Origin of the sequence: Ruegeria arenilitoris, assembly GCF_013030265.1 — a bacterium.
Taxonomy (GTDB): domain Bacteria; phylum Pseudomonadota; class Alphaproteobacteria; order Rhodobacterales; family Rhodobacteraceae; genus Ruegeria; species Ruegeria arenilitoris_E.
The window spans coordinates 326624-348598 of sequence record NZ_WPZQ01000002.1; the positions used below are offsets into that span (position 1 = coordinate 326624).

A 21975-nucleotide genomic window follows, 5' to 3' on the forward strand; every position below is an offset into this window, starting at 1 on the left:
CGGCTACGCGCCGATCACACCGTGGCCCGAGATATTCAGGTGAGCCAGATGTGCATGCGTAGCGTCGAATGTCAGGCTGATTGCTCCGCCATTGGTTTTGGCGGATCCCGACGCAGCTTCGGCATGGCGATACTCAAATCCGTTTGGCAACTGGATTGAGGCACGATGCGGTGCGCCCGATACAATATGCGGGATCGGGTTGACCTCGACGTCAAATACTCCCGGAGCTCTGGCATAGCCCCTGCGCTCTTCGCGATCCCAGTTGAGTTCGATTGGGATAAAGAGTGTTTCATGCTTCGTGGGTGCCATCGCACTGTAAACGTACCACATGGTCGCCATCTCATCGGTGTCTTCGCCCGTCATTATGGCTTGTAGGGCAGCCCTCTGATCAGCATTGGCCTTGTCGTCAATGATCAGCTGCATCTGGCCGTTGCCCTCATGAATAGGGCCAGGCCAGTAATAAACACCCGCAGCTCGAACGCCGGCAAGATCCGTGTCCCCGTACCGCCCGCTCATAATGTCAAAGACCACAACAGCCTCACAGTTCCCATGGGTTGGAAGAACGCTGAACTGGCATGGGCAACCGAAGTTGCAATTGCAATTGGCCAGTTCTTCGCCCTGAATAGTCCATTCAGTCATGATAGCCCCCCAAGAAAAATCGAACCTAAAAACCCTGCTGACAGAGTTTGTTGCCCGTTTCTGATACCTCGCAAATTGAGCCCGCAATTGGCTTCTTGGCATTGTGGAGTGGGCAGAGATTATCACGGATCCGTGAACTCTCCAAACCACTGCGCGGGAAAGCGCCAGTTCGTATCAAATGATTTGTGATGCTTGTTGGCCGATTCTGGTTGACTCGGGCGTGCCAGCGGGTAAAAGCGCACGCTCATAGGAATTCAACCGAAAGGCCCCTGCCTTTTCGGACGCAGGAGATAACCATGGCGAAGCCGACGACAATCAAGATCCGTCTGAACTCGACCGCGGGCACGGGCCACTTCTACGTGACCAAGAAAAATGCGCGCACCATGACTGAAAAGATGACCGTTCGTAAATACGACCCGGTTGTCCGCAAGCATGTCGAGTACAAAGAAGGCAAGATCAAGTAATCTGCCGTCTTACATAGACATTTCTCGGAAAGGGCTCTGTGATCGCAGAGCCCTTTTTTAATTGACTGAGAACTTGTTGGTATCTTTGGTGCTGTCGCCGCATCTGCCGTAAGCCGTTGCAACAGCGCATCAGCATGCAAGCCAATCTGTTCGTGCGTGGCTTGCATTTTCAGTTCACCTGCCGCTACGCTTCAGCAAATCGCTACAAAATGTTGACCGCCATGAAAAAAATCATATTGCCTGCTATTGCAGTTCTGACACTTTCGGCCTGCGAGGATCCGTTCAACCGTGAGGGCATCGGCTTTACGGGTATTGATGGAGAACCGCGAGATGTTGCGGATGTGAATGGGGCGGTCGCCTTCCTGCCACCCGAGACGAACGTACCGGCCGAACTGGCAGAGCTGCCGACGATCAGGGTCGCTACCGATAAGACCGAGCTGTCCAAGGTTGCGGGTGTGGCGATTACGAATGGCGGAAAAAACGTATCCAATGCGGTGCAGCTGTCTGGCGACCAAATCAACCTTTTCCTCAGCACGGTCAGCGTAAACGGTACCTTGTTCGGGGTATTGCGTACAGAGAGCGGTCATGTAGACAACTCCCTCGGCTCAATCTTCGGTAGCGAGACCGAGCGCTTTACAGGCTGCTTGCCTGCAGGCGATGTCTATCGCAAAGGAAACTCCTCACGTAGTTCGGGTTTCGCTGTTCCGCTGAACTGCAGCTGAGCAGAATCCAAAATTAGTCTTGCATGGCCCCTGTCAGCTACGACAGGGGCTTTTCGTTGCGGTCAATTGTCTGAACGCCACTCTGCGAAATGCATGACAGGACGCAAACCAGCACGTTCCACCAATCCTGCCGAAGCCGAATTGAACTCGGCATAGGTGATCGCCAGAACCTGCCCTCCAGCTTCACGCAGCATGGCGCGGGCAGCCTCCAACAGTGCCAGGCCAATGCCCTGTCTGCGTTGTTCAGAATCGACGCAGATATGGTGGACCATTGCACGCGTTTCCGATGCACGGAACGGGGTCGCATCGCGATTTTCGATTTCGATAATGGTGTATCCCAACAACGCGCCGCCCTTCTCAAAACCCAAGGCATGTATGTCATGTTGAGAAAGCCAGGTTTGCAGATGTGCAATCATGTCTCGATCTTCGGGTAGAGGTGCATATCGATCTGGTTGGTGCATCAAATGCAAGTCATGGACCTGATGCAGTAAGGGCAAAAGCCGATGAGACTGCGAGGGCGGAATTTTGACTATGGTCATCGAGAAAGCTCCAAACAAAAAAGGGCGGGTCTTTTGGACCCGCCCTTTCGCTTTGAATTTGGTGCCGCGTTATTCGCGGTTGCCGAACAGCTGCAGCAGGAACATGAACATGTTGATAAAGTCCAGATACAGGCTCAACGCGCCCATGATCGCGGCTTTACCCAACCATTCCTGATCGCCCGAATGGGCCATCTGCAGGTAGGTGTTCTTAATGTTCTGAGTGTCGTACGCCGTCAGGCCCGCGAAGATCAGCACGCCTAGGACCGAGATGGCAAAGGCGACGGCCGAAGAAGCCAGGAAGATGTTCACGACCATTGCAACGATCAGGCCGATTACACCCATGATCAGGAACGTGCCCATCGCGGACAGGTCTTTTTTGGTCGTATACCCGTACAGCGAAAGGCCCGCGAAGGCGATTGCCGTGATCAGGAACACCTGAATGATTGACTGGCCGGTGAAGACCAGGAAAATCCAGCTGATCGATACACCCATGACAGCGGCAAACAGATAGAACACCGTCTGTGCACCGGCTGCGGACAGGCGGTTGATCCCGGCGCTGAAGCCAAAGATGAAGGCCAGCGGGGCGAACATGATCACCCATTTAAGGGGCGAGGCGAACAGTGCGTATCCAAGCGAAGTCAGATACTTGGTCTCGCTCAACTGCGCTGCGGCCGCCGAGGGATCAGTTGTGGTTGCCAGGCCGGAAATCGCCCAGGCCGCCGCAAATGTGATCAGCATGCCTACGGACATTGTGCCGTAGACTTTGTTCATGTGGGCGCGCAGGCCCTCGTCAATCTCGGCAGCGCGCGCACCGGTCGCCGTCCGGATCGTATCGAATTGTGCCATTAAGGGTCTCCCTTCGAAAGTCTTTGCTCAGTTCGCAATTGCGAACCGATTTCCCTGCAAATATCGGAGAGTGAGACACATGTTTCAAGAGTTTTACGCCTAAAACACGCTGAATCTGTCAGCAATTTTGGCGACTGACGTGTCGCAGTCGCCAAATTGTGCTTTCAGGTCATTTAATACAGTCGTTTGTGCCAGTTAACAGGCGCGTCCCAAAACGGGCGGGCGGCTTCGGTGTCCGCCTCTGCGCGGGAAACTCCGATGTCTTCAAGGGCGCGGTCGTCAAGTTTGGCAAGGCTGCGACGCTGCCGAGCCAGGCCTAAAAGGGTCCACAATCCAAGGCCTTTGGACGGTTTCCGGTGTGCGCATTTCTTTGAAACAGCAACTTGGGTCATAATCTTTGTCCTTTCCTTGCTCTGTGATGCTTTTTCTGCTTTTCATCAACTTCCTTGATTTATATGGCGCAACGTGACACATTTTAAAAATGAATGTTTATGACGAGAACCATAAGGATTCTTGAACATGCGAAATTTGGATATAACAACCCTGCGGTCATTCGTGGCTGTCGCTGACCATGGCGGCGTGACTCGTGCTGCCGGGTTCCTGCACCTGACACAGTCGGCCGTATCGATGCAGCTCAAACGGCTGGAGGAATTGTTAGGGCTGGAACTGCTGGATCGCAGTGGCCGGACGATTGCGCTTACCGCATCTGGTGAACAGTTGCTTGCCTACGCTCGGCGTATGGTGGCTTTGAATGACGAGGTGATTTCGAAGCTTACCGATCAGGCTTTCGAGGGTGAGGTGGTGCTGGGTGTGCCGCATGACATCGTGTATCCGGCTATTCCTCGCGTTCTGCAGCGCTTCAACGCTGATTTTCCGCGCGTCAGGGTGCAACTGGTGTCGTCTTATACCCTGCAACTTAAGGAGATGTTCCGGCGCGGTGAATGTGACGTGATCCTGACGACCGAGGCATCGGCCCCGGACGGAGGTGAAACCGTCGCAGAGTTGCCTTTACGCTGGATTGGCGCGCCGGGCGGTTCGGCATGGCGTCGTCGCCCGATACCTCTCGCGCTGGGTCGTCGGTGCATGTTCAGGCCTCAAGTGATCTCGGCTCTGGATGCCGCTGGTATTCCATGGGAGCTGTCGGTTGAGACCGAAAATGACCGCACGATCGAAGCAACTGTGAGTGCCGATCTTGCAGTTCACGCAATGCTCGAGGGAACCGAGGCCGCACACCTGGAAAAAATCGAATCCGGAGGTGTGCTGCCGGAACTGCCTGCACATGTGATCAACTTATATGGCGGTGACGCAGGGCGCGGCGCGGTTGTCGAGGCGTTGGCCTCGTTGGTTCGTCAGAATTTCCGGTTGCTTGGCGGAGTGCCCCTCAAGGCTGTTGTCGGCTGAGGGAACTCAGGGCGTAATCACGATTTTGCCGGTAGATTTGCGCTCTTTCAGAAGTGTCATGCCTTCAGCCACGTTCTTCAGCGGAAGGGTGTGGCTGATATGCGGTTTGATCCGTCCTTCTGCGTGCCAGCGGAACAGAGTGTCAAAGCTGTTCCGAACAATTTCGGGGCGAAAATTCAGATACCCGCCGATGTAAAAACCAATCACGGTCAGATTCTTGACCAGCAGATGGTTGGCCGGAATCTGCGGTACGTCTCCACCGGCGAAACCGATGGGCAGCAGGCGCCCCTCGGGATTCGTGGCGCGAAAGGCCGCCTTGAATACATCGCCGCCGATGGCGTCATAAACCACGTCTGCGCCCCCAAGCGACTTGACCCGCTCACGCAAATCTTCGTCCGCATCAATCAAGTGATCTGCGCCAGCGGCTTGTGCAACGGCCAGCTTATCCTCACCCCGGGCCTGTGCGATCACAGTGGCGCCCATCAGTTTTCCGATTTCTACGGCAGTCAGGCCAACTCCACCTGCGGCCCCGGTAACCAAAAGCGTTTCACCCGGTCTGAGATGTGCGCGATGGTCCAGCGCAATGTGGCTGGTCCCATATGCAATCTGAACGGCTGCAGCGTCCTCAAAGCTTGTGGATTCGGGCAGGGGAATTGCGCGGCTTGCGTCAAAGACGCCAAACTCCGCCAATCCGCCTTGCCCGGAATAGATCGCGACGCGATCCCTTTTTTTCAGATGAGAGACATTGGGACCGATATCGTCGACGACACCCGCAATTTCCATGCCCTGCGTAAACGGAGCGGCCGGGGTATCCTGATAAGTTCCCTTCTGCATCAGCAGATCCGCAAAGTTCAGGCCGCAGGCGCGAATGGCCACGCGCACCTGGCCTTCGCCCGGGGTGGGGAGGTCTACATCACAAAGCTCGGCTTTAGCGCCGGCTGATTGAATTCGATACGCCAACATGAATGCTCTCCGTCTTGGCGACATAGGCCGGTGAGATGGTCGGATTGTCAATCGTTCGGGAAAGCCACGCAGCGCGCGTCTGGGGAAACCCTTTGTTTCTTTTGTGGAAACGACGATAGCAATTTCGGTCGCGGCACAACCACAAACCTTTGTACTTTGTTACGGACTCAACCTTCTTGAAAAAAATCCCAAAAGCGGCAATATTGGCGCATAGTGCTGTTTCGGGGGGCACGATCCGAATTAGGGAGTTCTTAATTGCTGACTCGCTAGCTTAGCGGTCATGACTGATGTCGCGTTTCCCGGACGGTTGTGTGTGTAGTAGAGGAGAATACCAATGACCCATCCCGTCGATGTCCATGTGGGCAAGCGTGTCCGGCATCGCCGCTGGCTGATTGGCATGACCCAGCAGCAGTTGGCGCAGCAAGTTGGTATCAAGTTTCAGCAAATCCAGAAGTATGAGACGGGTGCCAACCGGATCAGCGCATCACGCCTTTGGGATATCGCCGAGGCATTGGACGTTCCGGTTAGCTTTTTCTTTGAAGGCCTGGAAGAGGTTCAGAAGGAAGATGCCGACAAGAAATCGGTTCCTGCCGACCTGATGGGCGACAAAGAAGCGCTTGATCTGGTGCGTTCGTACTACGCAATTCCTGAGAACCAGCGCCGCCGTCTGTTCGAACTCGCTCGCGTGCTCAGCGACGTTGCCTGAGACAAGCGCTTGACACTTGGGTGATCTGAACGCACGGGTAGTGCATGCAGAACACTCAGCTTAGCGATCTTGAGGTTGCCGATAAAATGGCCGACGCAGCGCGTGCGGCTATACTCCCTTATTTTCGGCAATCGAATCTGGAAACAGACAACAAACTTTCTGCCGGTTTCGACCCGGTCACAGTTGCGGATCGCGAAGCCGAAAAAGCGATGCGCGCAGTTTTGGCTGAATTTCGCCCGAATGACGGGATTTTGGGTGAAGAGTTCGGTCACAACGATGGCACAAGCGGTCGAACCTGGGTTCTCGACCCAATCGACGGCACGCGAGGCTTCATCAGCGGCACACCCACATGGGGTGTGCTGATTGCGCTTAGCGAAGCAAACGGACCAATACTCGGGGTCATTGATCAGCCATATATTGGAGAACGGTTTGTGGGTGGCGGCGATGTTGCCCACATGATCGGTCCGCAAGGTAATTCTCCCTTGGGTACCCGATCCACCCGCGATCTGAACGACGCGATTCTGTTCACCACCTTTCCCGAAGTCGGCACGCCAACCGAAGCAGAGGCATTCAGGGCCGTCGCCCAACACGTTAAGCTGACGCGCTATGGCATGGATTGTTACGCCTACGCACTGCTGGCCGCGGGGCAGGTGGATCTTGTGATCGAAGCAGGTTTGAATTCCTATGACATTCAGGCACCGATTGGTCTGATCCAGGCAGCAGGCGGTGTCGTGACGGATTGGCAAGGTGAGCCTGCACATAATGGCGGGCGGGCGCTTGCAGCGGCAAATCCGGATATTCACGCTGCTGCCTTAGAGATTTTGCGGAACTTCTGAATTCTATTGCTGCATCGGGGTCGCTCGACTAAACATATCCTGGCCGGTTCTTAAGCCCGTTTTCCACCGGCCTTCGCATTCTTGGCATGAGACGGGCATATGCAGGAGTGCGAAGAGTGTCCGAAATCCTCATTAAAAACGCTGACACCATCCTCACCATGGATGACACACGCCAGGAATTGACTGGCGCAGATATTTTGATCCGGGATGGTCAAATTTCCCAGATCGGCCATGGGCTTACCACAACGGGAGAGGTTCACGATGCATCCGGTTGCGTCGTCACACCGGGCCTCGTGAACACGCACCACCATCTTTACCAAACTCTGACACGCGCGGTTCCCGGTGGACAGGATGCATTGCTGTTTGGGTGGCTTAAAACACTCTATCCAATCTGGGCTCGTTTTGGCCCGACCGAGATGTTCACCTCGGCGCAGATCGGGTTGGCAGAACTGGCTTTGTCCGGCTGTACCCTCAGTTCAGACCATCTTTATCTCTACCCGAATGGATCGAGACTTGACGACACAATCGCCGCCGCGTCCGAATTGGGGCTGCGTTTTCAGCCTACGCGAGGCGCAATGAGCATTGGCGAAAGTGACGGTGGTTTGCCCCCGGACAGTCTGGTCGAAGCAGAAGCGGACATACTCGAAGACATGATCCGCGTGGTAGACGCCTTTCATGATCCGTCTGAGGGTTCCATGTGCCGTGTGGGTCTTGCACCCTGTTCTCCGTTCTCGGTCAGCCGGGATCTGATGCGCGACGCCGCTTTGTTGGCGCGTGACAAGGGTGTGATGTTGCACACCCACCTTGCCGAAAATGACGAAGACATCGCCTATTCCGAGGCGCAGTTCGGATGTCGTCCCGGACAATATGCCGAAGAGCTGGGCTGGACCGGTCCGGATGTCTGGCATGCGCATTGCGTCAAGTTGGACGGGGCTGAGATTGATCTGTTCGCCAGAACGGGGACCGGGGTTGCGCATTGCCCATGTTCGAACTGTCGGTTGGGTTCAGGTATCGCGCCTGTCCGTGCGATGCGGGATCAGGGAGTAAATGTTGGATTGGGCGCTGATGGTTCAGCGAGCAACGACAACGGCAACCTGATGCTTGAGGCGCGACAGGCCATGCTGTTGCAGCGTGTTGCGAACGGGGCTGATGCGATGTCTTCCCGGGAAGCGCTGGAAATCGCGACCCGTGGTGGCGCTGATGTTCTGGGCCGTCCGGATTGTGGGCGGCTGCAGCGTGGGAAACGCGCGGATATCGCTATTTGGAACATGCGAAGCATTGAGAGCGCGGGCAGCTGGGATCCCGCCGCTCTGCTGTTGGCGGGACCGATGCGGGTCAAACACCTGTTTGTCGAAGGAAGGCAGATTGTGCGCGACGGTCATATCACGACCATCGATTTGCCTCGTGTCATCGAACGCCAGAACAGGCTGGCGATGGCCTTGCAGAACTAAACTATGTTTGGTGCGTGACCGCTCGACCGCTGATCCAGACATCGGAAATCGCGCGGTCATCGCCCATCATGATTGTCGGGAATACGGCTTCCCACAGATCGTCCGCATTGGCTTCACGCTGGGCGATTGCAGGCGTTGAGGCCAGGTTCAGAACAACCAGATCAGCCTCCATGCCGGGTGCGATGTTGCCAATGCAGTCATCCATGCGCAGCGTACGCGCAGATCCGACCGTACCCAGCCACAGCAATTGTGCCGGATGCAGCGGACGACCACGCAGCTGTCCGATCTCGTAGGCAGCGGCCATGGTGCGCAGCATCGAGAAGCTGGATCCGCCACCTGTATCTGTGGCCAGGCCCACGCGATGGCCATCGGAAATCAAGCCATTCATGTCAAACAAGCCCGAACCAATAAACGTGTTGGAGGTCGGGCAGTGAATCAGCGCTGCGTCCACCTCGCGCAGGCGATCACGTTCACGATCCTCCAGATGAATGACATGACCATACAAGCCGCGACCCCCCAGAAGGCCGAATTGCTCGTAGGTATCGAGATAATCGCGCGCATTCGGGAACAATGACCGGACCCATTCGATCTCATCCGTTTGTTCGCTGAGATGGGTCTGCATCAAACAGTCGGGATGTTCCGCCCAAAGTGCACCCATTGCCTCCAACTGGTCCGGGGTGGATGTGGGCGAAAAGCGGGGCGTGATGGCGTAAGAGATTCTGCCAGTACCGTGCCACTTTTCCAGCAGTGCCTTGGACTGATCATACCCGGTTTGCGCAGTGTCTTGCAGGCCTTCGGGCGCGTTCCGGTCCATGCAGGTCTTGCCTGCCACGACCCGCTGTCCGCGCTCCTGTGCTGCGGTAAAGAAGGCGTCAACGCTCTCGGGATGGATGGTGCAGAAGCTGCACATCGTTGTTGTCCCGTGTGCAGCTGTCAGGTCCAGATAGCGCTTGGCAATTTCCAAAGCATATTCGGGCGAGCCGAATTTCATCTCTTCGGGGAAGGTGTAGGTATTCAACCAATCGATCAGGCGCTTGCCCCAGCTGGCGATCATCGCGGTCTGCGGGTAGTGCACATGCGGATCAACAAAACCCGCCATGATCAGTTGCTCACCATAATCCTTAACGTTGGCATCAGGATTGGCACGGGTTAGATCATCGGCTGAGCCCAAGGCAACGACACGCCCTGCTTCGATCAAAACCGCTTCATTTACTGTAGCTGCGTCGGTCGGTTCACCCTCGAATGGTGAGCCGTCAAAACTCAGTACGCGCCCTTTCAAAAGCGTCTTTTGCGCCATTTGCCCTGTTCTCCGCCTGTTTGGGATCGCGTTACAGCATAGGCGGAGGAAAGATGTGGGTAAATTAGACCATTGTCATTGTTTTCCGGTAGCTGCTTCTTCTATTTAGGGGCCAATCACCAAACAAAGGGGGCAGCGCATGACGACAGGCACTGATGAGGTCAGACCCGATCAGTCCCGGGACGACGACGCCTATGCGCTGGATCGGCGGACCGTTGCGGCGATCCTTTATGCGGTTGATGTTGATGATCGTATGAAGCTGATCGAGCTGATGGAACCGCTGCACGCGGCTGACATCGCTGACCTTCTGGAACAGATCAATCCTTATGATCGTGCACGCCTGATCCGATTGTATGACAAAGAGTTCGACGGCGATATCCTGTCGGAACTCGATGAAGCGCTACGGGAAGAGGTGATTGGCGTCCTGAAGCCAGACGTGCTGGCCGAAGCTGTGCGCGACATGGAAAGTGACGATGTCGTCGACTTGCTCGAAGACCTCGAAGAGCCACAGCAGGAGACGATTCTTGATGCGCTTGAGGATTCCGAGCGTATCGCCGCCGAACAGGCACTGTCCTATCCAGAGAACTCCGCTGGTCGTCTTATGCAGCGCGAGGTTGTCATGTCACCCGAGCATTGGACAGTGGGACAGGCGATTGACTTCATGCGGGCCAATGATGATCTGCCCGAGCAATTCTATCACGTCATTCTTGTTGATCCGCGGTTGAAACCCGTTGCGCAGGTTACCCTTGGCAAGCTTATGGCTGCCCGGCGCGAAGTTCCGCTTCACGACATTGCCGAAGAAGAGTTTCACATCATCCCGGTCGATCAGGATGAAGAGGATGTGGCCTATGCCTTCAATCAGTACCACCTGATTTCAGCCCCGGTGGTCGATGGCGATGGCCGGCTTGTGGGTGTGATCACCATTGATGACGCCATGGTCGTTCTGGACGAGGAATACGAAGAGGACATGCTGCGTCTTGCCGGTGTCAGCGATGAAAGCTCATTGTCCGATAGTGTTGCGGCAACCAGTAAGCGGCGTTTGCCCTGGCTGGCGGTGAACCTGTGCACGGCGATCTGTGGATCACTGGTGATTTCGCAGTTCGAAGGAGCCATCGATCAGCTGGTGGCGCTGGCCATTCTGATGCCGATCGTGGCCTCGATGGGTGGGAATGCTGGTACTCAATCCCTGACGGTTGCTGTTCGGGCGCTGGCGACACGCGACCTGACCGGTTCGAACGTTGGGCGCGTTATCCGGCGAGAGCTGTTGGTCGGTATGCTGAACGGGCTGTGTTTTGCGGTGGTGTTGGGCACCGTGGGTATGATGTGGTTTGACTCTCCGTGGCTGGGTGTCGTGATCGGATCGGCGCTGGTCGTGAATATGATCATCGCAGGCTTTGCAGGTACGGTAGTACCGGTGGTGCTGGACCGTATGGGTGTTGACCCGGCGCTGGCATCAGGAACCTTTGTGACAACTACAACGGATGTCATGGGTTTCTTCATATTCCTAGGGCTCGCCAGCGTGGTGCTATTGTGACCGAAACAACTGATCTGACTGAAATAAAGGCCGCTGCACGCAAGGCGGCATTTGCGCGTCGTAAGGCTGCCTTTGACAGCCGCCAGCCGGGCGTGGCTGGGCGCCTGTCCGAGGTTCTTGCCGGTCACCGTGGTGTTCCAATGTCGGGCTACATGCCCATCCGCACCGAGATTGACCCCCTGCCAGCGATGGCCGAGGCCGCTGCTTACGGCCCGGTCGGCGTGCCTGTCATACAGGCGGCAGGGCAGGCGTTGCGCTTTTCCCGCTGGACACCCGAGGGAGCGTTAAAAGACGGCCCCTTCGGCGCTATGGTGCCTGAAATTGATGATTATTTCGATCCCGAGATTTTGGTCGTTCCACTCGTCGCCTTTGATACGAAAGGTGGCCGGCTGGGATATGGTGGCGGGTTTTATGACCGGACTCTGGAAGGGCTGCGCGCCAAACGCCCGACGCTGGCCATCGGTTTCGCCTTTGACGCGCAGGAAGCCGAAGATCTGCCGCTTGAACCGACAGATCAGCCGCTGGACATGGTCATCACGGAAAGCCGAGTTCTGACTTTCTGAGATCTATTTTTCGAAGTGGCTGCGCAGATAGTCCCAAGCATCCACTTCGGTACCATCCTTCAGGATGCAAACGCCGTATTCGCTGCCATCGGTATTCTTGCGGATTTGATACTCGCCCTCGTTCTCGATACAGAATGTGGCGGCCGGATTTGCCATTGTGGTTCTGGTGGTGGCTTGCGCCAGCGCACTTGTGGCTGTGAGTGCTGCAAGGGTCGCGATCGCAATCGGTTTCATCAAATTCTCCTTCGATATCAATTTCTATGAAACAGATTGGTGTATTTGCATGTGAATGCAAGCCCGTAGGACGGCGCGTAATTGGCACGGTTCCGCCTTGTTATTGCCGCCTCCAGCCCCTAGGACGCCTTTTATGAGGATTTTGTTTCTGGGTGATGTGATGGGGCGCGCCGGTCGCGCTGCCATCCAGCAGCATCTGCCGCGTCTGCGTGACGAATGGCGGTTGGATTTCGTGGTAGTGAACGGCGAGAATGCCTCGAACGGAATGGGGCTGACCGGGGATCACGCCAAACTGCTTCTGGATTCCGGTGCAGATTGCGTGACGCTGGGCGATCATGCGTTCGACCAGAAAGATATGCTGCAATTCATCGAGAAAGAGTCGCGCATCATCCGGCCGGTGAACTTTGCCAAAGGGGCGCCGGGGCGGGGGCATCGTCTTTTTACCGCGCCTGGCGGCCGCAAAGTGCTCGTGGTTCAGGTTCTTGGGCAGGTTTTCATGAAACGGCCATTTGACGATCCGTTCTCGGCGATTGAACCAATCCTGAAATCTCACCCTCGAGGAGGGCAGGCGCAGGCTATCATCGTGGATATGCATTGCGAGGCCACGTCGGAAAAAATGGCGATGGGCCACTATTGCGACAAGCGCGCCAGTCTCGTGGTGGGTACACATACCCATGTGCCGACGGCTGATGCTCAGATTCTACCGGGGGGTACGGCTTACCTGACCGACGCAGGAATGTGCGGCGACTACGATTCCGTCATCGGTATGGACAAGCAGGAGCCCATGCGCCGCTTCATCACCGGTATGCCCAAGGCGCGATTTACACCCGCGAATGGCGAGGCCACATTAAGCGGTGTGTTTGTGGAAACCGATGATCGCGATGGTCAGGCCAAGTCAGTGCGCATGGTGCGGGTCGGTGGGCGTCTGGAACAAGCAGGTCCTTAGGTAACACGTCAGGCTTGCCCTGCAGCGTTCTATGCGTGAAACTGCCCACTAGGCGCTTTTGCCAGACCAGGGTTCGGACAGAATACCACGAATGCAATTCCTTCAACTGACAGATACAGGCAGTGCAATTCTCGCACTGGTGGTTGTTGCGGGCATGTTCATCATGTTCCTGCGCGAAGTTTACCCGACCGAGGTTGTAGCCATTGGCGGTGTCGCCCTGATGCTGGTCACCGGTATCCTGCCTTATCAAAGCGCATTGGCGGTGCTGTCAAACCCGGCGCCTTGGACGATTGCAGCAATGTTCATCATCATGGGCGCGCTGGTTCGCACTGGGGCATTGGATGCGTTTACGTCGACGGCGCAGAAACAGGCGCAGGTCAATCCCAAGATCGCAATCGCGACCCTCATGGCATTTGTGGTTTTCGCCTCAGCCGTCGTGTCGAATACACCCGTCGTTGTTGTAATGATCCCTGTCTTCGTGCAGATCGCGCGAACGCTGAATGTCCCGGCTTCGAAACTGCTGATCCCGCTGAGTTATGCGGCCATACTGGGTGGAACTCTGACCCTGATCGGGACATCCACCAACCTGCTTGTCGACGGTGTCGCACGTGCGCAGGGACTACCTGCCTTCACCATCTTCGAAGTCACACCTCTTGGCATCGCGCTGGTGATTTACGGCATGTTCTATCTGCGGTTCATCGCACCGCGTCTGTTGCCGGATCGCGATAGCATGGCCAGCATGCTCAGCGACCGATCAAAGATGAAGTTCTTTACCGAAGCCGTTGTGCCGCCAGACAGTAATCTGATCGATCGCGAAGTCACAGGCGTGCGTTTGTTCAAGCGCCCGGGTGTTCGTCTGATCGACGTTATCAGGGGTGACGACTCGCTGCGCCGGAACTTGAAGGGCGTTACCCTGAAGGTTGGCGACCGGGTCGTTTTGCGTACTGAGATGACAGAATTGCTAAGCCTTCAGCGCAATCCCGAACTCAAGCGGGTTGATCAGGTTTCTGCTGTGGAAACCAAGACGGTCGAAGTTCTTATTACGCCGGGTTGTCGCATGGTGGGGCGTACACTGGGTGCACTACGCCTGCGTCGACGGTATGGTGTATACGTACTTGCAGTCCATCGCCGGAACCAGAATATCGGTCGCCAGCTGGACGATTTGGTTGTCCGCGTTGGTGATACGTTGCTGTTAGAGGGCGCGCCCGCCGATATCCAGAAACTGGCTGCCGATATGGACATGGTGGATGTTTCTCAGCCATCAGCGCGTGCTTTCCGTCGAAGCCATGCCCCGATCGCTATCGGATCACTGGCGGGCATCGTCGTGCTTGCCGCGCTTGGTGTTGCACCGATCCTTCTGTTGTCGATACTCGCGGTCGCTGTTGTCCTGCTGACCCGCTGTATTGACGCTGATGAGGCTTTTTCCTTTGTCGAAGGTCGCCTGCTGGCGCTGATCTTTGCAATGTTGGCTATCGGCGCTGCACTGGATCATTCCGGAGCGGTGTCGTTGATTGTCGAAGCTGTTGCCCCGAGTCTGAGTATGCTCCCACCGTTCCTGATTGTTTGGGCTGTGTATCTGCTCACATCGGTGCTGACAGAGATGGTTTCGAACAACGCGGTTGCGGTTGTGGTGACGCCGATCGCCATCGGCCTCGCGCAGGCGGTCGGAATCGATCCGCGTCCGTTGGTTGTGGCGGTCATGGTGGCGGCCTCCGCGTCTTTTGCCACGCCGATCGGATACCAGACGAACATGATGGTCTATGGCCCCGGCGGATACCGGTTCCTGGATTTCATGAAGGTTGGTATCCCACTTAACCTGACCTGCGGTCTGTTGGCCTCGCTCTTAATTCCATTGATTTGGCCGCTCTGAAACCGGCGTGGAATCGCCGAGACTGGTTTAACAGCCTTGTAAACCAAAGCGATTACACGATCTTTTAGAGTAGAGAATTTCAGAAGGGGATTGAGATATGCCCAAGACCGGACGGGCCGTTCTGGCCAGCACAGCGATTTGGGCCACTTTGTGTGGGGCTGGTATCGCTGGAACAATTCAGGGTTCGGCAACCTATCGTGAGAAGATTGCGGTTCCACCCGATGCAACCCTTTATGTTGAACTTCAGGATGTATCCAAGGCCGATGCACCCGCCGAGATACTGGCGGCTCAGCGCTATGCACTGACCGGTGTGCCTGCGGATTTTGAGCTGACTTATGATGATGCACTGATCAAGGACAATATGCGCTATGTGGTTCGTGGATCGATTTATCAGGGTAAGAAACTGATATTCACTACGGATACCGCCTATCCGGTTCTGACAGACGGGGCAGGCGATTCCGCTGATCTGGTTTTGGTAAAAGTACAACCTCAAGGGGTTGCTATGCTCGAAAACACCACATGGAATGCGGCTGTCTTGCAGGGCGCAGCACTGAATACTGACAAACGTCCTGAAATATCGTTTGCGGCGGGTGGCGCGTTTTCGGGGACCAGCGGTTGCAATCGCTTCAACGGTCAGGCCGAGATCTCGGGTAGCAGTATCGACTTTCCTGAGAACATGGCCGCGACCCTGATGGCTTGCCCGCCTCCGCTTGATGAGGTTGAACGGCAATTCCTCAAGGCGCTGCAAAGCACAACAACATATGCGTTGAAGGGGGAAAGGCTCGCTTTCCTGAATGCAGCGGGTGAACCTGTGGTTCAGTTCACCCTCTCTCAGTAGAACGGCAATTGGTCACGCGACCGCGCGTGACCGACCAGCATTCCGACCCGAGAAGATACAGCCACCAAGGAAGGTTCCTTCAAGCGCATTATATCCGTGGTAGCCGCCGCCGCCAAAGCCGGCGACCTCACCTGCAGCAAACAGGCCCGGCACGACCTGTCCGTCGGCACCGACCATCTGGCTGTCCAGGTTAGTTTGCAGCCCGCCCAGCGTCTTGCGGGTGAGTACATGCAGCTTTACCGCGATCAGAGGGCCATTCGCCGGGTCAAGGAACTTGTGTGGCTTTGCCGTCCGGATCAGCTTGTCCCCCCGATAGTTGCGTGCCGCAAGGATGGCCATCATCTGTGCGTCTTTCGAGAACGGATTGTCGACCTGTGAATCACGTGCCTCGATCTGAGCGCGCAGATGCGCTTCATCGATCAGTCCGCCGCCAAGGTGGTTCATGCCGCTCACCAGTTCGGTCAGCGTATTGGCAACGACAAAATCTTCGCCTTTCTCCTTGAAGGCCTCGACCGGACCAGTTGCCTTGGAGCCTGACAGGACACGCTGGCGAATGACTTCTTTCCAACTGCCCGAGGTGAAATCCGGGTTCTGTTCTGAACCCGAAAGGGCGAACTCCTTCTTGATCACTTTCTGAGTCAGCACGAACCAGCTGTATTCATATCCGGTTTTCAGGATTTCGCGCAGTGTTCCTAGTGTGTCAAATCCCGGCAAGCAAGGCGGTTGCAGCCGGTTGCCTTCGGCATCAAACCACATCGAACTTGGGCCCGGCAAAATGCGGATGCCATGTGCGGGCCAGATTGGATCCCAGTTTCGGACGCCTTCAGTGTAGTGCCACATGCGGTCGCCGTTGATGATATGCCCGCCCGCCTTTTCGCTGATTGGGATCATCCGACCATCGACGTGAAAGGGCACACCTGCCACCATATTCTCTGGCGGTTTGCCAAGCCGGTCCTGAGGCCAGTTCTTGCGCACCATCTCAAAGTTCCCTCCGATCCCGCCCGAGGTTACGATGACGGATGGTGCGTAGAATTCGAATTCGCCTACCTCATCCCGGTTGGTTTTGCCGCCGCGCTGCGCGATGTCATCCGCCAGAACTTCGCCCGAGATGCCTTTGGCGGATCCATTTTGCATTATGATGTGACTGACCTGATGGCGGAACTTCAAGTCGATGAGGCCGGCACTGACATGTTCACGAACGCGGCGAATGAAATGTTCCAGAACGCCCGGCCCGGTGCCCCATGTGATGTGAAATCGCGGAACCGAGTTCCCATGGCCATCGGCGTACGATCCACCACGTTCGGCCCAACCCACAACCGGGAACCAGCGCAGGCCCATTTCATGCAGCCATGGGCGCATCTCGCCGGCCGCGAACTCAACATACGCCTCAGCCCATTTGCGAGGCCACAGATCGTCCTCGCGATCAAACTGAGCGCTGCCCATCCAGTCACGCAAAGCCAGTTCCTGACTGTCGCGAATGCCCATGCGGCGCTGTTCTGGCGTGTTGACCATGAACAAACCGCCCAAGCTCCAGAATGCCTGCCCGCCCAGGAAATGCTCGGGCTCCTGATCGACAACAATCACCTTCTTGCCGCGATCCCCAAGTTCGGCCGCTGCCGCAAGCCCTGCAAGACCACCCCCGACGACAATCGCATCTGCTGTGTTGTTGGTCATCGGATGTCCTTTCAGCGGTTACGGAACCAGACAAGAAACGGGATTGCGACGGCATACATCGTGATCCCATAAACGGCCGATGGCAGCGCCAGAGGGCTGAAGCCACTTTCCGTACCGGTGATGAGCGCAGCCAGTGTGATACCCAGGGTCGAATTTTGAACGCCGGTTTCGATCGAGATCGTCTTGCTTTCGTTCCACGACAGATTTGCAGCGCGCGCCAGACCAAGCCCGATCAGTAAAAGTGCTACGTTCAGTGAAATCAACCCGGCGCCCATGATCCCGAGATTGTCGACGAAAAGTTGCCAGTTTCCTGCCAGGGCAGCGACAACGATCAGGACAAACAGGACGGTTGCCAGCTTTGACAATCCCGTATCGATCCTGTTGGCAAATCCCGTGGCAAAATGGCGAAGACTAACACCGATTGCCACTGGCAGCGTGGTGATCAGGAACATCGCAATGGCAAGTCCGCTGATCGAAACCTCTGGGGCGTCTTCGCCCATAAAGTGGTTGATCGACCACGCCGCCAGCACAGGAACGGTGATGATGGACAACAGGCTGATCACGGCGGTCAGGCTGACAGACAGGGCCACGTCAGCTTTCGCAAGTTTGGACAGGATGTTGCTGGTGACGCCACCGGGACAAAAACTGAGCAGCATAAAGCCGACCGCAATTTCCGGTGGCAATGCAAAGAGTTTGACGGTGATGAACGCCGCGACGGGTAACAGTATCACCTGGCATATCGCGCCGATGGCGAATGGGTATCGCCGGCTTATGACGCGCCGGAAATCGGCAACCTCCAATCCGATACCCAGAGACAGCATGATTATGGCCAGCGATACGGGCAGGCCGACATTGATTAGCAGATCCAAGAAACAACTCCTCCCAAAGCCGTTCGGACCAGCCTAAGCGAGGGAGATTGGAACAGGCAACCGCGCCGTGGGGTCACTCGTACCGTTGGGCAAACCGGCGCAGGATTTCGCCTGGCTGTGTCACATCAGCTGCATGACACATATCGATCAGAGATTGTGCATCTTCAGGTGGGAAATAGCCGTGGTTTTTGTAGATGTTTATGCGCTGCTCAAAGTCCCGTGCGTCGGCCTCGGGGTGAAATTGCGTCGCATATACATTCTTGCCCCAGCGGATCATCTGATACGGGCAGGGAGCGGACGATACCAGATGCACACATCCTTCGGGCAATTCCTGCACCGCTTCTTTGTGCCCGACAAAGGCTTCGAACTCGGGCAGCAGCCCTGCAGTCATGGGGTCATCGGCTGCGTCTGAGGTCAACTGGCATGTCGATGGGCCGACAGGCTCTCCGTATTGTTTCTTGCTGACCTCTCCACCCAGATGTGCCGCCAGAATGCCCAGCCCATAGCAGCATCCCATGAACGGGTGATCATGCGCCGTAATCTGAGGCATGAGGTCCATGATCGCACTTTCAATCCGCGCGTCCATTTCAGATTTGGTGGCTGGATCATCGCTGACGCAGCCGGGACCGCCACCAACGATGACACCGGCATAGTCGGTCACCTGCAGACCCTCGGGCAGGTCCTCGCAATCCAGCCGGATGCGATGAGTGCGTTCGACGGACAGACCTGTTTTATCCAGAATGGATGCAAATTCCGCATCGGACGCATCAGCTTCGGGGCGCAGTTGGAGGATCAGAAAACGTTTCATAATCTGCCCTTACCGTGGTCTTGCCCCACCATGCAAGCCGTCGCTCAAAGTGGCCAGAACACAAGGATCGCAGGCACAGATACAGCAATGATCAGTATTTCCAACGGCAATCCCATACGCCAGTAGTCGCCAAAACGATAACCGCCCGGACCAAGGACCAGCGTGTTATTCTTATGCCCGATCGGGGTAAGAAACGCTGCCGAAGCTGCAACTGCGACTGTCATTAGGAACGGATCCGGAGAGACTTCCAGCGTGCGAGCCATCTGAATGCCTACCGGAGCGGCAACGATAGCTGTCGCTGTATTGTTCAGAACATCCGACAGAGTCATAGTCACGACCATCAGGACGGTCAGAATGGCCCAAGCGGGCAGCCCATCAGTGAGCTGAACCAGAGCATTCGCAATCAGTTCTGTCCCACCCGAAGTTTCCAGCGCGCTGCCCAACGGGATCATGGACCCAAGCAGCACGACCACTGGCCATTCGATGTGATTGTAGATGTCGGCAATTGGCAGGATCTTGGTCAAAACATAAGCGATGACGACCAGACCAAGAGCAACCGGCAGATAAATCAAACCAATGCTGGCGGCCAAAACGGCGGCGGCAAACAAACCAATGGCAAGCCACGCTTTCTCGTTTGCGGTTACGTTCAGACCGCGTTGGGCCAGAGGCAAACATCCCAGCCACTCGGTCACATCGGCGCTGCGATCCCTTGGGCAGAGCAACAGCAGGATATCACCCGCTTCAACTTCGGTTTTGCGAACCTGTTGCGTAATCCTGCGCCCCTGACGTGAGATGCCCATCAGAACCGTGCTCTGCCGCCACGCCAGTCCAAGACCTTGCGCCGTCCGGCCAGTGATACGCGCACTTTCGGGTGCCACAACCTCAATCACTTCCAGACCTTCGCCTTCTGCCGTCAGCAACTCCTGTCGGCGCGTGTCTGAGAAATCGAGATTCAGGGCCGCGCGGAACTCATCCAGTGCTTCGGGCCGCGCTTCCAGAACCAGCGCATCGCCTTCACGCAAGCTGGTATGCGCAGACCGGCCATAACGCCTTTTGCCATCCCGGATCAGTCCGATAATCGCAACATCGGATTTTTCCGATGCCTCATAGAGCTCGCTAACACGTTTTCCGATATGAGCGGACTCAGGCGGAATGGTCAGTTCTGCGATGTATTCTGCCAGCGCCTCGGAAGTTTCGGTTTGAGGTCCTCGGTTCGGGATCAGCCTCCACCCAACCAGGGACACAAATGCGAGACCGGCAACAGCTGCCAGACCGCCCACAGGGGCGAAGTCAAACATGCGAAATGGCTCGCCCAGCGTCTCGGCGCGGATTGAGGCGATGATGATGTTGGGTGGGGTGCCGATCAGGGTCGCCATGCCGCCAAGGATGGTCGCAAAGCTTAACGGCATCAGGGTTAGTCCGACTGATCGTCCTGCTTTTCGCGCGGTCTGAATATCCACGGGCATCAGCAGGGCAAGGGCGGCGACGTTGTTCATGAATGCTGACAGAACGGCACCGATTCCACCCATCAGCGCGATGTGCGCACCCAGACCACGCGATGCGTCAACCAGAGTGCGAGTGATCAGAAACACCGCGCCCGAACGGACCAATCCGGCCGATACGACCAGAACGAGTGCAACGATGATGGTGGCGGGATGGCCAAACCCCGAGAACGCGTTGTCGACGGGCACGACACCCAAAACCACGCCAACCATCAGGGCAGCGAAGGCGACAAGGTCGTATCGAAACCGCCCCCACAACAGCAAAGCAAATACAGTGATGAAAAGGGTGAAAAGAATGATCTGATCTGTCGTCATACCGCCACCATACCCGCGCATTCGCGACGAACAAGCCGCTCTCTTGATCCTCGCCCCCGCAAACGTCTATATGTGCGCCAAATACGCAATCACTATCACGAGGACGCAACATGGCAGGCCATTCCAAATGGGCCAACATCCAGCACCGCAAGGGGCGTCAGGACGCCGCGCGGTCCAAATTGTTTTCCAAACTGTCGAAAGAAATCACCGTTGCCGCAAAGATGGGCGACCCTGATCCCGACAAGAACCCGCGCCTGCGTCTGGCGGTGAAAGAGGCCAAGTCGAACTCGGTCCCCAAGGACGTGATCGACCGCGCGATCAAGAAATCGGTTGCAGGCGAAGGCGACGATTACGAAGAAATCCGGTACGAGGGCTATGGCCCGAACGGTGTGGCCGTGATCGTCGAGACCATGACCGACAACCGCAACCGGACTGCATCAACAGTGCGCTCGACCTTCTCCAAAAACGGCGGCAACCTGGGCGAGACTGGTTCAGTCGGGTTCATGTTCGAACGCAAGGGTGAAGTTGTTTATACGGCATCTGTTGGCGACGCTGACACCGTTTTCGAAGCGGCGATCGAAGCAGGCGCTGAAGATGTCGAAAGCTCGGACGAAGGCCACATCATCTGGTGTGCGGATACAGATCTGAATGACGTATCTAATGCACTCGAAGCGGCGCTGGGCGAGACCGAGTCCACCAAGCTGGTGTGGAAGCCAACCACCACAACCGAGCTGGGTCTGGAAGACATGCAAAAGCTGATGAAGCTGGTGGATGCGCTGGAAGACGATGATGACGTTCAGCGCGTTACCACGAACTTCGAAGCATCGGACGAGGTCATGGCGCAACTCTGAATTCTGCGACCCTGACGACTGTTTCAAACCCGGCTCATTGAGCCGGGTTTTTCGTTTTTTGCGCGTTAAACTTACCGCTTGGCCGAAATTGTTTGAGGTTATAGGCT

General features: G+C 56.3%; 23 protein-coding genes. 12 read left to right on the forward strand and 11 right to left on the reverse strand.

The genetic code is table 11. The features are described 5' to 3' along the window. Nucleotides 1-3: 3 nt before the first annotated feature. Entirely contained in the window at nt 4-639 is a 636-nt protein-coding gene (locus GOX61_RS04475; protein ID WP_170331573.1) for a DUF1326 domain-containing protein, read from the reverse strand. Nucleotides 640-935: 296 nt separating this feature from the next. On the opposite strand from GOX61_RS04475, the gene rpmG reads away from it, so the two are divergent. Next, on the forward strand, nt 936-1103 hold the full coding sequence (rpmG, locus tag GOX61_RS04480) for a 50S ribosomal protein L33 (protein ID WP_007799108.1): 168 nt from the start codon (nt 936-938) through the stop codon (nt 1101-1103). A gap of 134 nt (nt 1104-1237) precedes the next feature. Next, nucleotides 1238-1825 carry a lipoprotein gene (locus GOX61_RS04485; RefSeq protein ID WP_170331575.1) on the forward strand — a complete coding sequence of 196 codons (588 nt, stop codon included), beginning with the start codon at nt 1238-1240 and terminating at the stop codon, nt 1823-1825. A 62-nt stretch (nt 1826-1887) separates the two neighbouring features. On the opposite strand, the gene GOX61_RS04490 is transcribed toward GOX61_RS04485, so the two are convergent. The 3 genes from GOX61_RS04490 to GOX61_RS04500 form a co-directional block, all read right to left on the reverse strand. Then, complete coding sequence (locus tag GOX61_RS04490) at nt 1888-2286, reverse strand: GNAT family N-acetyltransferase (RefSeq protein WP_254436743.1); 399 nt, start codon at nt 2284-2286, stop codon at nt 1888-1890. A 147-nt stretch (nt 2287-2433) separates the two neighbouring features. Next, nucleotides 2434-3210 carry a Bax inhibitor-1/YccA family protein gene (locus tag GOX61_RS04495; RefSeq protein ID WP_170331578.1) on the reverse strand — a complete coding sequence of 259 codons (777 nt, stop codon included), beginning with the start codon at nt 3208-3210 and terminating at the stop codon, nt 2434-2436. Between the two features lie 173 nt (nt 3211-3383). Then, nucleotides 3384-3602: a DUF1127 domain-containing protein gene (locus tag GOX61_RS04500; RefSeq protein ID WP_170331580.1), complete on the reverse strand. Its 219-nt coding sequence runs from the start codon at nt 3600-3602 to the stop codon at nt 3384-3386. A 127-nt stretch (nt 3603-3729) separates the two neighbouring features. Between GOX61_RS04500 and GOX61_RS04505 the strand changes: the two genes are divergently transcribed. Further along, entirely contained in the window at nt 3730-4611 is an 882-nt protein-coding gene (locus GOX61_RS04505) for a LysR family transcriptional regulator (protein ID WP_155145357.1), read from the forward strand. A gap of 6 nt (nt 4612-4617) precedes the next feature. On the opposite strand, the gene GOX61_RS04510 is transcribed toward GOX61_RS04505, so the two are convergent. Then, the gene (locus tag GOX61_RS04510) at nt 4618-5574 is read right to left on the reverse strand and encodes an NADPH:quinone oxidoreductase family protein (protein ID WP_170331582.1); all 957 of its coding nucleotides are present in this window, start codon (nt 5572-5574) and stop codon (nt 4618-4620) included. A gap of 334 nt (nt 5575-5908) precedes the next feature. Between GOX61_RS04510 and GOX61_RS04515 the strand changes: the two genes are divergently transcribed. From GOX61_RS04515 to GOX61_RS04525, 3 genes are all read left to right on the forward strand, one after another. Then, nucleotides 5909-6280, forward strand: a complete 372-nt coding sequence (locus GOX61_RS04515; RefSeq protein WP_155145353.1) for a helix-turn-helix domain-containing protein — start codon at nt 5909-5911, stop codon at nt 6278-6280. Between the two features lie 44 nt (nt 6281-6324). Continuing rightward, nucleotides 6325-7116: a histidinol-phosphatase gene (gene hisN, locus GOX61_RS04520; protein WP_170331584.1), complete on the forward strand. Its 792-nt coding sequence runs from the start codon at nt 6325-6327 to the stop codon at nt 7114-7116. A 116-nt stretch (nt 7117-7232) separates the two neighbouring features. Next, nucleotides 7233-8567, forward strand: a complete 1335-nt coding sequence (locus GOX61_RS04525; protein WP_170331586.1) for an 8-oxoguanine deaminase — start codon at nt 7233-7235, stop codon at nt 8565-8567. A gap of 1 nt (nt 8568) precedes the next feature. On the opposite strand, the gene guaD is transcribed toward GOX61_RS04525, so the two are convergent. Further along, the gene (gene guaD, locus GOX61_RS04530) at nt 8569-9864 is read right to left on the reverse strand and encodes a guanine deaminase (RefSeq protein ID WP_170331588.1); all 1296 of its coding nucleotides are present in this window, start codon (nt 9862-9864) and stop codon (nt 8569-8571) included. A 139-nt stretch (nt 9865-10003) separates the two neighbouring features. On the opposite strand from guaD, the gene mgtE reads away from it, so the two are divergent. Both mgtE and GOX61_RS04540 read left to right on the forward strand, forming a co-directional pair. Further along, nucleotides 10004-11398 (forward strand): magnesium transporter, encoded by a 1395-nt coding sequence (mgtE, locus tag GOX61_RS04535; protein WP_170331591.1) that lies wholly within the window; start codon nt 10004-10006, stop codon nt 11396-11398. Next, nucleotides 11395-11961, forward strand: coding sequence for a 5-formyltetrahydrofolate cyclo-ligase (locus GOX61_RS04540; protein WP_170331593.1), 567 nt, complete (start codon nt 11395-11397; stop codon nt 11959-11961). The genes mgtE and GOX61_RS04540 overlap by 4 nt, the downstream gene beginning before the upstream one ends. A 3-nt stretch (nt 11962-11964) precedes the next feature. On the opposite strand, the gene GOX61_RS04545 is transcribed toward GOX61_RS04540, so the two are convergent. Then, nucleotides 11965-12195 carry a putative hemolysin gene (locus GOX61_RS04545; protein ID WP_170331607.1) on the reverse strand — a complete coding sequence of 77 codons (231 nt, stop codon included), beginning with the start codon at nt 12193-12195 and terminating at the stop codon, nt 11965-11967. A gap of 133 nt (nt 12196-12328) precedes the next feature. Here GOX61_RS04545 and GOX61_RS04550 point away from each other — a divergent pair, with 133 nt between their 5' ends. From GOX61_RS04550 to GOX61_RS04560, 3 genes are all read left to right on the forward strand, one after another. Continuing rightward, complete coding sequence (locus GOX61_RS04550; protein ID WP_170331609.1) at nt 12329-13141, forward strand: TIGR00282 family metallophosphoesterase; 813 nt, start codon at nt 12329-12331, stop codon at nt 13139-13141. A gap of 91 nt (nt 13142-13232) precedes the next feature. Next, nucleotides 13233-15011 (forward strand): SLC13 family permease, encoded by a 1779-nt coding sequence (locus GOX61_RS04555; RefSeq protein ID WP_170331611.1) that lies wholly within the window; start codon nt 13233-13235, stop codon nt 15009-15011. 97 nt (nt 15012-15108) lie between these two features. Beyond that, nucleotides 15109-15849: a YbaY family lipoprotein gene (locus tag GOX61_RS04560; RefSeq protein WP_170331613.1), complete on the forward strand. Its 741-nt coding sequence runs from the start codon at nt 15109-15111 to the stop codon at nt 15847-15849. Between the two features lie 12 nt (nt 15850-15861). On the opposite strand, the gene GOX61_RS04565 is transcribed toward GOX61_RS04560, so the two are convergent. The 4 genes from GOX61_RS04565 to GOX61_RS04580 form a co-directional block, all read right to left on the reverse strand. Beyond that, nucleotides 15862-17523 carry an FAD-binding dehydrogenase gene (locus tag GOX61_RS04565; protein ID WP_170331615.1) on the reverse strand — a complete coding sequence of 554 codons (1662 nt, stop codon included), beginning with the start codon at nt 17521-17523 and terminating at the stop codon, nt 15862-15864. Nucleotides 17524-17534: 11 nt separating this feature from the next. Beyond that, the gene (locus GOX61_RS04570; RefSeq protein ID WP_170331616.1) at nt 17535-18392 is read right to left on the reverse strand and encodes a bile acid:sodium symporter family protein; all 858 of its coding nucleotides are present in this window, start codon (nt 18390-18392) and stop codon (nt 17535-17537) included. Between the two features lie 73 nt (nt 18393-18465). Further along, entirely contained in the window at nt 18466-19200 is a 735-nt protein-coding gene (locus GOX61_RS04575) for a glutamine amidotransferase (protein ID WP_170331618.1), read from the reverse strand. Between the two features lie 44 nt (nt 19201-19244). Then, nucleotides 19245-21017: an SLC13 family permease gene (locus GOX61_RS04580; protein ID WP_170331620.1), complete on the reverse strand. Its 1773-nt coding sequence runs from the start codon at nt 21015-21017 to the stop codon at nt 19245-19247. Nucleotides 21018-21127: 110 nt separating this feature from the next. On the opposite strand from GOX61_RS04580, the gene GOX61_RS04585 reads away from it, so the two are divergent. Further along, on the forward strand, nt 21128-21868 hold the full coding sequence (locus GOX61_RS04585) for a YebC/PmpR family DNA-binding transcriptional regulator (RefSeq protein ID WP_155145326.1): 741 nt from the start codon (nt 21128-21130) through the stop codon (nt 21866-21868). Nucleotides 21869-21975 lie beyond the last annotated feature (107 nt).

What these genes read in the sequence shown, in the direction of transcription:
- GOX61_RS04475 (WP_170331573.1), bottom strand. Translation starts at nt 639, where the DNA reads ATGACTGAATGGACTATTCAGGGCGAAGAACTGGCCAATTGCAATTGC.
- rpmG (WP_007799108.1), top strand. Translation starts at nt 936, where the DNA reads ATGGCGAAGCCGACGACAATCAAGATCCGTCTGAACTCGACCGCGGGC.
- GOX61_RS04485 (WP_170331575.1), top strand. Translation starts at nt 1,238, where the DNA reads ATGCAAGCCAATCTGTTCGTGCGTGGCTTGCATTTTCAGTTCACCTGC.
- GOX61_RS04490 (WP_254436743.1), bottom strand. Translation starts at nt 2,286, where the DNA reads ATGCACCAACCAGATCGATATGCACCTCTACCCGAAGATCGAGACATG.
- GOX61_RS04495 (WP_170331578.1), bottom strand. Translation starts at nt 3,210, where the DNA reads ATGGCACAATTCGATACGATCCGGACGGCGACCGGTGCGCGCGCTGCC.
- GOX61_RS04500 (WP_170331580.1), bottom strand. Translation starts at nt 3,602, where the DNA reads ATGACCCAAGTTGCTGTTTCAAAGAAATGCGCACACCGGAAACCGTCC.
- GOX61_RS04505 (WP_155145357.1), top strand. Translation starts at nt 3,730, where the DNA reads ATGCGAAATTTGGATATAACAACCCTGCGGTCATTCGTGGCTGTCGCT.
- GOX61_RS04510 (WP_170331582.1), bottom strand. Translation starts at nt 5,574, where the DNA reads ATGTTGGCGTATCGAATTCAATCAGCCGGCGCTAAAGCCGAGCTTTGT.
- GOX61_RS04515 (WP_155145353.1), top strand. Translation starts at nt 5,909, where the DNA reads ATGACCCATCCCGTCGATGTCCATGTGGGCAAGCGTGTCCGGCATCGC.
- hisN (WP_170331584.1), top strand. Translation starts at nt 6,325, where the DNA reads ATGCAGAACACTCAGCTTAGCGATCTTGAGGTTGCCGATAAAATGGCC.
- guaD (WP_170331588.1), bottom strand. Translation starts at nt 9,864, where the DNA reads ATGGCGCAAAAGACGCTTTTGAAAGGGCGCGTACTGAGTTTTGACGGC.
- mgtE (WP_170331591.1), top strand. Translation starts at nt 10,004, where the DNA reads ATGACGACAGGCACTGATGAGGTCAGACCCGATCAGTCCCGGGACGAC.
- GOX61_RS04545 (WP_170331607.1), bottom strand. Translation starts at nt 12,195, where the DNA reads ATGAAACCGATTGCGATCGCGACCCTTGCAGCACTCACAGCCACAAGT.
- GOX61_RS04550 (WP_170331609.1), top strand. Translation starts at nt 12,329, where the DNA reads ATGAGGATTTTGTTTCTGGGTGATGTGATGGGGCGCGCCGGTCGCGCT.
- GOX61_RS04555 (WP_170331611.1), top strand. Translation starts at nt 13,233, where the DNA reads ATGCAATTCCTTCAACTGACAGATACAGGCAGTGCAATTCTCGCACTG.
- GOX61_RS04560 (WP_170331613.1), top strand. Translation starts at nt 15,109, where the DNA reads ATGCCCAAGACCGGACGGGCCGTTCTGGCCAGCACAGCGATTTGGGCC.
- GOX61_RS04565 (WP_170331615.1), bottom strand. Translation starts at nt 17,523, where the DNA reads ATGACCAACAACACAGCAGATGCGATTGTCGTCGGGGGTGGTCTTGCA.
- GOX61_RS04575 (WP_170331618.1), bottom strand. Translation starts at nt 19,200, where the DNA reads ATGAAACGTTTTCTGATCCTCCAACTGCGCCCCGAAGCTGATGCGTCC.
- GOX61_RS04580 (WP_170331620.1), bottom strand. Translation starts at nt 21,017, where the DNA reads ATGACGACAGATCAGATCATTCTTTTCACCCTTTTCATCACTGTATTT.
- GOX61_RS04585 (WP_155145326.1), top strand. Translation starts at nt 21,128, where the DNA reads ATGGCAGGCCATTCCAAATGGGCCAACATCCAGCACCGCAAGGGGCGT.